Below are 10046 nucleotides of genomic sequence, written 5' to 3' on the forward strand. Positions count from 1 at the left end.
TGTAACCGGAGTTCGCCATGAAAAAAGCAGTGTTGTCAGCGCTCGGAGTGCTGAGTCTCTTAGTCGCGCCACACCTGATGGCGGAAGAAGTGAAATTACTGAATGTGTCTTACGATCCAACCCGGGAACTGTATCAGGAATACAACCAATACTTCTCTCAGTACTGGCAGCAGCAGCACGGTGATACGGTTAAGGTAAACCAGTCCCATGGTGGCTCCGGCAAGCAGGCGCGGTCGGTGATTGAAGGTCTGAATGCCGATATCATCACACTGGCGCTGGCACAGGATATCAATAAAGTGGCACAGCAGGGTCTGGTTGCTGCTGACTGGGAAAGCAAGCTGCCGAATCATGCCTCACCATTCACTTCTACTATTGTGTTTCTGGTACGCAAGGACAATCCGAAACAGATTAAAGACTGGGATGATCTGATCCGTCCGGATGTGGAAGTGGTCACGGCAAACCCGAAAACCTCCGGTGGTGCGCGCTGGAACTATATGGCGGCTTGGGGGTATGCGCTGCATAAAACCGGCAATGAACAAGGCGCCCGGGACTTTGTCAGCCGGTTATATCGTAATGTTAAAGTGCTGGATTCCGGGGCGCGGGCTTCGACCACCAGTTTCGTAGAACGTGATCTGGGTGATGTACTGATTGCCTGGGAAAACGAAGCCTATCTGGTACTGAATGAACTGGGTAAAGACCGTTTCGAATTGATTGTGCCTTCCGAGTCGATCCTGGCCGAGCCGCCGGTTGCCGTCGTAGATAAAATCGCGAAAAAGCATGGTACTGAGGCGGTGGCCAAGGCCTATGTGGAACAGCTCTATTCCGATGATGCACAACGGATTGCGGCTAAGCATTACTATCGTCCTGGCAACCCGGAAATTGCCAAAGAATTCGCCAGCCAGTTTGCACCGGTAAAATTATTTACCATCCGCGATCTGGAGGGTAACTGGGATAGCGCGCAACAGAAGCATTTTGCCAATGGCGGAATCTTTGATCAGTTATATCAACCCGGATTATAAATTTACCGTCAGCCTGTGTAGCGCCTCACGCCAGTGGGGCCTGCTGTCGTTTCAAGAGTATCTGCTATGAATAATATTCTGCTTGTTCCCGGTTTGCATGATTCCGGTCCGCAGCACTGGCAAACGCTGTGGCATCAGCAACATCCGCACTGGCTGCGAGTGGCGCAGTCGGACTGGACCACACCGGATTTGCTGCGCTGGGCACAACCGGTGATTGAACAGCTTGCGAACAGCCAGCAGCCACTGACGCTGGTGGCGCACTCGTTCGGCTGTCTGGCCAGTCTGTATGCGGCACGACAGCTACCGGAGAAAGTCAGTTCTTTATTTCTGGTTGCGCCAGCTGACCCCGATTTACTGGGGGTTCAGGAGGCGTTAATTAATCATCCGGCAGCAGCAACGGGCCGCATCATCGCGAGCAGCAATGATCCGTGGATGCCGCTGGATCGGGTCTGTTTCTGGAGTCAGCGCTGGCGGTTGCCATTCAGCCTGCTGGGGCCGCTGCGTCACATCAATGCTGAGTCCGGGCATGGCCCATGGGCGGAAGGATTGGCTCTGTTACGCTGGCATTGCCAGTTACAGGATGAAGCGGTCTGTGCATTAAAATAGCCGCTATATCCAAAAAATGGATATAGATTGCTTTTTTTCTTATTTGTTTTACGGCACAACAGACTGAAGAATACGCATAAAGCGATGTGAAATGCATCGTACTGTGAGGAAATAGTCCATGCGTTTTCGATCTCGTTCTGTCTTGCCGGGTTTTGCACCGACACTGGGGTTCAGTTTGCTGTATCTGAGCCTGATGGTCTTACTGCCCTTATCTGCGCTGGTGTTATACAGCCTGACCAAACAGGAACTGAGCCAGTTCTGGCATGTTGTCAGCAGCCCGCGGGTTATCGCGTCCTATAAACTGAGTTTTGGTGCCTCGGCCGTTGCCGCATTACTGAATACCATCTTCGGTTCCATTATCGCGTGGATACTGGTGCGTTATCAGTTTTTCGGAAAACGCATAATGGATGCACTGATCGACCTGCCGTTTGCCATGCCAACGGCCGTGTCCGGCATTGCCTTATCGGCTATCTATGCGGGCAATGGCTGGATTGGACAGTTCTTTGCTCCCTTCGGTATCAAGCTGGCGTTTAATCCCGTTGGTATCGTGATTGCGCTGACCTTTATCGGATTACCGTTTGTGGTGCGTACCATGCAGCCGGTGCTGAAAGAGCATGAGCGTGAACTGGAAGAAGCTGCAGCCTGTCTGGGTGCCAGTCGCTGGACAACGTTCCGCCGTATCATTTTTCCGGCCATGGTGCCTTCAGCTTTAACCGGATTTGCACTGGCATTTGCCCGTGCGGTCGGCGAATACGGCTCGGTGATTTTTATTGCCGGTAACCTGCCGATGGTATCGGAAATTGCACCGCTGATGATCATGAGTCACCTGGAAGAGTATGACTACGCCGGCGCTGCCGCGATAGCCACGGTGATGTTGGCGGTCTCTTTTGCTCTGTTACTGCTGATTAACCAGTTGCAAGCCTGGAGCTGGCAGCGTCTGGGAGGAACCCGTTAATGACCTCGATTACATCTGAACCGCGCTGGGTTCGTTATCTGCTGATATTGCTGGGGGCGGGCTGGTTTGCGGCACTGCTGCTGTTGCCACTCGCTGTCGTGTTTACTCAGGCGCTGGCAAAAGGTCTTGCATTCTTCTGGCAAAGTCTGGTGGATACTGATGCGCTGGCAGCGTTGCGGCTAACGCTGTTTACCGTGATTTGCTCGGTGCCGCTGAATATCCTGTTCGGATTAACGGCTGCCTGGGCGATCGGACGCTTCCGTTTCCGTGGCCGTCAGGCTCTGATCACGCTGATTGACCTGCCATTCTCGGTATCACCGGTCATAGCCGGACTGATGTTTGTGCTGCTGTTCGGTAATCGCGGCTGGTTTGGAGAGTGGCTACAGGAACAGGACCTGCAAATTATCTTCAATACCCCGGGGATTATTCTCGCCACCATGTTTATTACGGTGCCGTTTGTCGTGCGTGAACTGCTGCCGCAAATGGAAGCCCGCGGCTCGGAAGAGGAAGAAGCCGCGCAGGTCCTGGGGGCGAACGGTTGGCAGACATTCTGGCGCGTGACCTTGCCGGGGATACGCTGGAGCCTGCTCTACGGTGTGATCCTGTGTACGGCGCGTGCGGTCGGCGAGTTTGGCGCGGTTTCCGTTGTCTCCGGACATATCCGTGGTCAAACCAATACACTGCCGCTGCATATTGAAATTTTATATAACGAATACCAGACGAATGCTGCTTTTGCCGTGGCATCCCTGCTGGCTCTGTTTGGTCTGTTTACCCTGCTGGCGGAAACCGTATTAAACCGCCTGCGCCATCGTTAATGAGGAGTTGTCAGTCATGAGTATTCAGGTAGAGCACATTGAGAAACGCTTCAACCAGTTTGCCGCACTGCATGACATCAACATCACTTTCCCGACCGGAGAGCTGGTGGCGCTGTTAGGTCCGTCCGGATGTGGTAAAACCACCCTATTGCGTATTATTGCGGGTCTGGAACAAGCGGACAGCGGCCGGATTCTGCTGAATGGCACGGATGCTTCCGATCTGCATGTCCGGGATCGGCATGTCGGCTTTGTATTCCAGCACTATGCCTTGTTTCGGCATATGACGATCTTCGAGAATGTGGCGTTTGGTCTGCGGGTAAAACCGCGCAAGGTGCGTCCGAGCGAAAACGAGATCCAGAAAAAGGTAAAAAGTCTGCTGGATCTGGTGCAGTTAGGACATGTTGCCGACCGGTATCCGACCCAACTGTCGGGAGGGCAGCGTCAGCGTGTGGCGCTGGCGCGTGCACTGGCAGTAGAACCGCAGGTATTGCTGCTGGACGAACCCTTCGGCGCCCTGGATGCGCAGGTACGTAAAGAGCTGCGCCGCTGGCTGCGTCGTCTGCACGATGAACTGCATGTCACCAGCCTGTTCGTGACCCACGATCAGGAAGAGGCGCTGGAAGTGGCGGATCGCGTGGTACTGATGAATGCTGGGCGAATTGAACAGTTCGCCACGCCGCAGGAAGTATATGAAAAACCGGCGACCGAATTCGTGCACCGTTTCCTCGGTACCGTGAACCTGTTCCACGGCAAACTGCATAGCGGTCATCTGGATATTTCCGGTGCCACACTGACCAACAATGTCTCCGGACAAACGGAGGCTGATGTCAGCACCATCGCCTATGTACGCCCGCATGAACTGGAGTTGTTGCCGGCCAATGTGCCGCACGGCATTCCGGCAACCGTGGTGCGGATACTGCCGTTTGGCGCGGCCTACCGAGTGGAGGTGACCGCAAATAATGGAGTGGCCCGCACACTGATTGAAGTGGATGTGCCGCGCGAGCGGGTAAGTATGTTAGAGTTATTGCCAGGTAAATCAGTCAGGCTGGTGGCTCGTCAGGCGCAGCTGTATCAGTCGGAAACTAAGGACAACGTGGCTTGAATTTTCAACAGCTCAAGATTATCCGTGAAGCAGCGCGCTGCCACTTCAATCTGACCGAAGTGGCCAATACTCTCTATACCTCCCAATCCGGCGTCAGCCGGCATATTAAAGAACTGGAAGACGAGCTTGGCGTTGAGCTCTTTATCCGTCGGGGTAAGCGACTGCTGGGTATGACGGAGCCGGGGAAGGCGCTGCTGACAATGGCAGAGCGTATTCTGACCGAAGCCAATAACATCCGCCGTCTGGCGGATAACTTTACCAACAGCGATCGTGGCCGGTTGCATGTGGCGACCACACATACCCAAGCCCGGTATGCGTTGCCGGGTATCATCAAGGAATTCCGCACTCAATATCCTCAGGTGCAGCTGGTCTTGCATCAGGGGAGTCCGGCCGAAATCGTCTCTATGCTGCTCAGTGGCGAAACGGATATCGGTCTCTCCAGTGAGCTGCTGGCAGATTATGACGAGATCGCCGCATTTCCCTATTACAGCTGGCATCACGCGATCCTGGTTCCCCGGGGGCATCCGTTGACCGAGTTGCCGGAAGTCACACTGGAGGATTTGAGTGCCTGGCCGCTGGTTACCTACCAGAGTGGCCTCACCGGCCGTACCAAGATTGATGCCGCGTTTGCAATGGCGGATATCGAACCGGATATTGTGTTAAGTGCGCAGGATTCCGATGTCATCAAAACCTACGTGGAGCTCGGGCTTGGTGTCGGGATCCTGGCTGATATGGCGATCGATTCGGTGAAAGACAGCAATCTGGTCCGCTTGAGTGCAGAACATCTGTTCCCGGCCAATACAGCCTGGTTCGGACTGAAAAAAGGCAAACTGCAGCCAAATTTTGCCTGGCATTTCCTGCAGCTTTGTAATCCCGCGTTATCTGCCAGTGATATTCAGGCGCAGGTATTTTCCACCGGCGATATTCAGACACCGTTGCATTACGAAATCTAACAAGAGAAGAGGGCTGAGATTAATTCAGCCCTTTACGGATCAGATAGCGGTAGGGTGGATTTTCGGTCTCGCTGGCTAACAGCGTGTGATCCATAAAACGGCAGAAGCTTGGAATATCCCGCACCGTAGCCGGGTCATCGGCGATGACCAGCAGGGTTTCCCCCTCCTGCATCAGACGTACGGTTTTACGAACCATCATTACCGGCTCAGGGCAACGCAAACCACTGGCATCCAGTGTCTGGTCGATATTTTCAGCCGAAAAAGTCATGTCTGTTCCTCTGCATCTACAACCCTGCAGAGCATATCATTAACGCTGGGCGGAGAGTACCGCCCGTGCCAGCTGTCGTGCCGCCAGTTTGGCATCACCATCCGGATTATTGAAATAACCGCTCAGTACATCACCGATAGCCAACCGGACATAGCTTGAGTTTGCCATGCCTTCTGCCATGCTCGGAACCAGTTGCTGTTCCTTTATTGCCTGTTGCAACTGCTGCGCAGAATTCTGGGCACAGTGATCAAAACTGGTCAGTGGCTGCTGTTGCAACACCGGAATGGAGCCTTTTACCCGGTTAAAAGCCTGCTGAAAATCCGCTGTCATGATCATGTTGGCCAACTGCAGTTGTGCCTGCTGTTTCTGGTGATCCTTGACATCAAACATCGCAATCGAATCGAGGTTGTAGCTGAACTTTCCATTGGTGCCAGGTGCCGGCAGACAGAGAATATCCTTACCCGGGATCACATTCGCTGCGGTCAATTCGCCTTTTACCCAGTCGCCCATCAGCTGCATTGCGGCAGAACCTTCAACCAGCATGTGGGTGGCCTGATTCCATTTTATATCGCCGTAATCATCCGAAATATAATCCCGTAGCTGGTGGAACAGTTCCAGCAAGTGCAGCATGGTGTCACTTTGTAACGTCGTCTGATCAAGCTGAACGAACGCACGACGATAAAAATCACTACCGCCTTCACCCAATACAATCGCTTCAAACAGAATATTGAGTTGCCACTGGTCATCACCAATGGCCAGAGGGGTGATACCGGCCTGTTTCAGTTTTCTGGCAATGGTTAATAACTGAGGCCAGGTTTCCGGAGGGGTCAGCTGATAGCGCGCAAAGACTTGCGGGTTAACCCACAACCAGTTAACCCGGTGAATACCAACCGGTACAGCAACATAATGTCCCTTGGACTGTACGCTGTGCTGAACAAATTCCGGCAATACCTTTTCCCATTCCCCCTGTCTGGCGACATGATCCAGATTACGCAGAAAGCCCAAAGCAGCCCACTCCTGGAGCTCGCTGCCTTTCAGATGCGCCGCCTCTGGTGGGGTACCGGAGAGCGCCCGGCTTTTCAGCACGGTCATGGCCGATTTGCCGCCGCCACCGGAGATGGCAGAATCCTGCCACTCATTACCCAGCGCTTGCCAGTAGCTGCGAAATACATTGGCCGCCTTGGCTTCTCCGCCGGCAGTCCACCAGTGCAGCACCTCTACCGAAGAGGCCATGGCAGAGACAGAGACCAGTGACAGCATCAAACTGGATACAAGGTAAGAACGGAAGGTCATTATCAGTTCCTTGGCAGGGAAAGAATTGCCTGTAAACCGCCGTGAGGGCGGTTTTCCAACACCAGGTCACCACCATGAGCACGGGCAATACTTCGGGCAATACCCAAACCGAGGCCATTACCACTGCTATCCTGTGCCAGACGGTAATAAGGTTCAAAAACCTTCTCCAACTGCTGTTCCGGCAGACCAGGACCCTCATCGATGACATAAAGGTATAGCATGTTCGTTTGGCTGTTTTTTTCCAAATCATCCATGACAATGACGCGAGCCTGATCACCATATTTAATCGCATTATCAATCAGATTGGCGATACAACGTTTCAGTGCCAGTGGTTTACCCCGGTAGAGATGTTTGCAATGACCCTCGATGGTGACACGAGGTTCCAGCAGATTATAGTCTTCCGCCATATCCGCCAGCAGCCGGTTAATGTCAATGGATTCAATATTTTCGTGGATATGGGTATCTTTTACAGTCTGCAAGGCACCCTTGACCATCATCTCCAGATCGTCCAAATCCTTACTGAATTTTTCGATCTGGGTATCATCATCCAGCAATTCAACACGCAACCGGAGACGGGTAATCGGCGTTTTCAGGTCATGAGAAATGGAACTGAACAGTTTCTCCCGATCACCGATATACCGCCGGATACGCTGCTGCATAATATTGATCGCACGGGTAACGGCGACTATCTCACTGGCTCCGGCTTCCGGTAATGGCGGCTGATCAATATCTTTACCCAGGCTGACAGCCGCTGCCGCCAGATGACGTAACGGACGGGTTTGCCAGCGTACCAGGGCAAAGGTAAACGGGAACAGAATGATCGTCAGCAATATAATGAAACGGAACTGATGCGGTGAAACCACATTCTCATCCAGCGTCATATAGGGTGCCGGCAATAACGCAGCCAGATACAGCCACTCGCCGTTATCCAGTTTTATTTGCGTAACCAGGATCGGCGGGTTAATCGGCTCCATCAATAGCGTATAGCGTGACCATGAGGGGGGAATATCGGAAAGCAGCGTTTCATTATTGAATACATGTAAATCAGCCGGGTAGGAAAAGTCCGTTTTGATCAGCATGCTCTGTCCCAGCTTATGCAGCAGTGTCTGATTCACCTCTTTCAACACCAGCTGTTTCTTTGGACTATCCTGGATCCCGTTGAGAATAATTTCCTGTTTGTTTAATGAAACAAAAAAACGGCTGCCACCCATATTTCGCAGTTGATCTAATGCAATAGGGCGATATTGCAAAGGCAGAGACGTGAAGAAGCTGACGGTAGCGGCCGCTGAATTAGCCAAATCACGGGTTGCCGCCAGCATGCCGTCTACTTCCCGTTTTTCCAACTGCTGCATCCAGATCCCTGAAATCAGGCTCTGTGCCAGAATGATCGCCAGCAGTAATAGCAGCAGCATCCGCGACAATAGCGACCGCGGATAGAATAAGAAGAAGAAACGGCGCAAGCGGTTACTCTTCATGCTCGACATCAGCAATCAGCATATAACCACTGCCACGAATGGTTTTAATAATGCGCGGACCTTTCCCGTTATCGCCTAATTTCTGTCGCAGACGACTGATCTGAACATCAATACCGCGTTCCATTGGTAACGACTCACGCCCTCTGGTTGCATCGCTGATCGTATCCCGGTCCAGGATCTGCCCTGGATGCTGCAAAAAGAGATGCAGTAAAATAAAGTCACTACCGGTCAGATCAATGCCAGAACCATCATCATGCGTCAGTAACTGCGTCCGGGTATCGAGTGTCCAGCCGGCGAACTTCAGTTTGCGACCGGAGACGACTTCTTTTTCCGGCTGGCGGAATTCGGCTCGGCGCAACAAGGCTTTGATGCGAGCCATCAATTCACGTGGACTGAATGGTTTCGCAATATAGTCATCCGCGCCCAGCTCCAGACCGATGACTCGGTCCGCCTCATCAGAGGCGGCAGTCAACATAATGATCGGTACCTGTGATTTACGTCGGATCTGCTGGCAAAGGTTAAAACCATCATCGCCCGGCATCATAATGTCGAGAATAATCAGTTCAGGCGTTGATTGTGCAAGTTGCTGGTACATTTCAACACCATCACAGGCAGTCAAAACATCAAATCCAGCCCTGGTCAGGTATTCTTTTAATAATTCCCTGATTTCCTGGTCATCATCCACAATCAGGATCGGTTTACCTTTCGCCATGAATAACCTTCGTACAATTCTGTTAATGCAAGAATTGAACACATTCTGTTGCAAAAAAGCAAGAAAACGCCAAGGAAGGTAGGGCTAATTTGCTGTTTGTATCTGTAACCGGTTCCAAAATGAACTGTTTGTTGCATATTGTGCGGAATAAAAGATTGCTAATATAGAAGTGGGAAAAATCTCGACAAAAAGCACAAGGACACCGCGAACTCATGACAAAACGAATTCTGGTTCTTTATTCCAGCAGGGAAGGGCAAACCCGCAAGATAGTAGACGCCATGCTCACACACGCACCGGATTGGCAGGCCGATTGGTATAACCTGCACGAAAATCCCATCATCGATCTGACTGCTTATGACAAAGTGCTGATTGCTGCCTCCATTCGCTACGGCCACTTTCATTCAAGTCTGAACAAATTTGTGGCTCAGCATTCAACAGCACTAAAAGAAAAAGAGTCGGCTTTTGTTGCAGTTAATCTGGTAGCAAGAAAGGAAGAGAAGAATACGCCGGAAACCAATCCCTATACCCGCAAGTGGCTACAGCAGACAGTATGGAAACCACAGCACGTTGCTGTATTCGCTGGCGCATTGCGGTACTCGCAATATAACTGGTGGCAGAAGCGAATTATCCAGCTCATTATGTGGATGACAGGGGGAAATACCGATACCAGTTGTGATATTGAGTTCACAAATTGGTCAAGTGTGCAAAAATTCGCCGAACGATTGCTGAAATAACAAAAATAGCAAAAAAGCACTTGCCTAAAAAACTTTGCTCCCTATAATGCGCCCTCACTGACACGGCAGACGCCGCAACGAACTGAGGAATCAGCGAGTTACGTCAGTAAAGAT

The 10046-nt window shown here is 51.9% G+C and carries 11 protein-coding genes; 7 read left to right on the top strand and 4 right to left on the bottom strand.

What is annotated here, in order from left to right:
- The first annotated feature begins 17 nt into the window (after nucleotides 1-17).
- The 6 genes from HNR75_RS12600 to cbl all read left to right on the top strand — a co-directional run bounded on the left by HNR75_RS12600 (nucleotide 18) and on the right by cbl (nucleotide 5450).
- Entirely contained in the window at nucleotides 18-1019 is a 1002-nt protein-coding gene (locus HNR75_RS12600) for a sulfate ABC transporter substrate-binding protein (RefSeq protein WP_188027335.1), read from the top strand.
- Nucleotides 1020-1085: 66 nt separating this feature from the next.
- Nucleotides 1086-1625 (top strand): RBBP9/YdeN family alpha/beta hydrolase, encoded by a 540-nt coding sequence (locus HNR75_RS12605; protein WP_188027336.1) that lies wholly within the window; start codon nucleotides 1086-1088, stop codon nucleotides 1623-1625.
- A gap of 118 nt (nucleotides 1626-1743) precedes the next feature.
- Nucleotides 1744-2580 (top strand): sulfate ABC transporter permease subunit CysT, encoded by an 837-nt coding sequence (cysT, locus tag HNR75_RS12610; RefSeq protein ID WP_188027337.1) that lies wholly within the window; start codon nucleotides 1744-1746, stop codon nucleotides 2578-2580.
- The gene (gene cysW, locus HNR75_RS12615) at nucleotides 2580-3395 is read left to right on the top strand and encodes a sulfate ABC transporter permease subunit CysW (RefSeq protein WP_246358915.1); all 816 of its coding nucleotides are present in this window, start codon (nucleotides 2580-2582) and stop codon (nucleotides 3393-3395) included. Before cysT ends, cysW begins: the two co-directional genes overlap by 1 nt.
- A 16-nt stretch (nucleotides 3396-3411) precedes the next feature.
- Nucleotides 3412-4497, top strand: a complete 1086-nt coding sequence (locus tag HNR75_RS12620; RefSeq protein ID WP_188027338.1) for a sulfate/molybdate ABC transporter ATP-binding protein — start codon at nucleotides 3412-3414, stop codon at nucleotides 4495-4497.
- The gene (gene cbl, locus HNR75_RS12625) at nucleotides 4494-5450 is read left to right on the top strand and encodes an HTH-type transcriptional regulator Cbl (RefSeq protein ID WP_188027339.1); all 957 of its coding nucleotides are present in this window, start codon (nucleotides 4494-4496) and stop codon (nucleotides 5448-5450) included. The genes HNR75_RS12620 and cbl overlap by 4 nt, the downstream gene beginning before the upstream one ends.
- A gap of 19 nt (nucleotides 5451-5469) precedes the next feature.
- Here the strand turns inward: cbl and tusA are convergent, their stop codons facing one another.
- From tusA to HNR75_RS12645, 4 genes are read right to left on the bottom strand one after another with little or no spacing between them, the layout of a single operon-like run.
- Nucleotides 5470-5718, bottom strand: a complete 249-nt coding sequence (gene tusA, locus HNR75_RS12630) for a sulfurtransferase TusA (RefSeq protein ID WP_188027340.1) — start codon at nucleotides 5716-5718, stop codon at nucleotides 5470-5472.
- A 39-nt stretch (nucleotides 5719-5757) separates the two neighbouring features.
- Entirely contained in the window at nucleotides 5758-7011 is a 1254-nt protein-coding gene (locus tag HNR75_RS12635; RefSeq protein ID WP_188027341.1) for an ABC transporter substrate-binding protein, read from the bottom strand.
- Nucleotides 7012-7013: 2 nt separating this feature from the next.
- Nucleotides 7014-8486 (bottom strand): ATP-binding protein, encoded by a 1473-nt coding sequence (locus HNR75_RS12640; RefSeq protein WP_246358917.1) that lies wholly within the window; start codon nucleotides 8484-8486, stop codon nucleotides 7014-7016.
- Nucleotides 8476-9198, bottom strand: coding sequence for a response regulator (locus tag HNR75_RS12645; RefSeq protein WP_188027342.1), 723 nt, complete (start codon nucleotides 9196-9198; stop codon nucleotides 8476-8478). The genes HNR75_RS12640 and HNR75_RS12645 overlap by 11 nt, the downstream gene beginning before the upstream one ends.
- Before the next feature lie 212 nt (nucleotides 9199-9410).
- On the opposite strand from HNR75_RS12645, the gene hemG reads away from it, so the two are divergent.
- Entirely contained in the window at nucleotides 9411-9932 is a 522-nt protein-coding gene (gene hemG / locus HNR75_RS12650) for a menaquinone-dependent protoporphyrinogen IX dehydrogenase (RefSeq protein ID WP_188027343.1), read from the top strand.
- Nucleotides 9933-10046 lie beyond the last annotated feature (114 nt).

Source organism: Tolumonas osonensis, from assembly GCF_014202415.1.
Lineage (GTDB): Bacteria > Pseudomonadota > Gammaproteobacteria > Enterobacterales > Aeromonadaceae > Tolumonas > Tolumonas osonensis.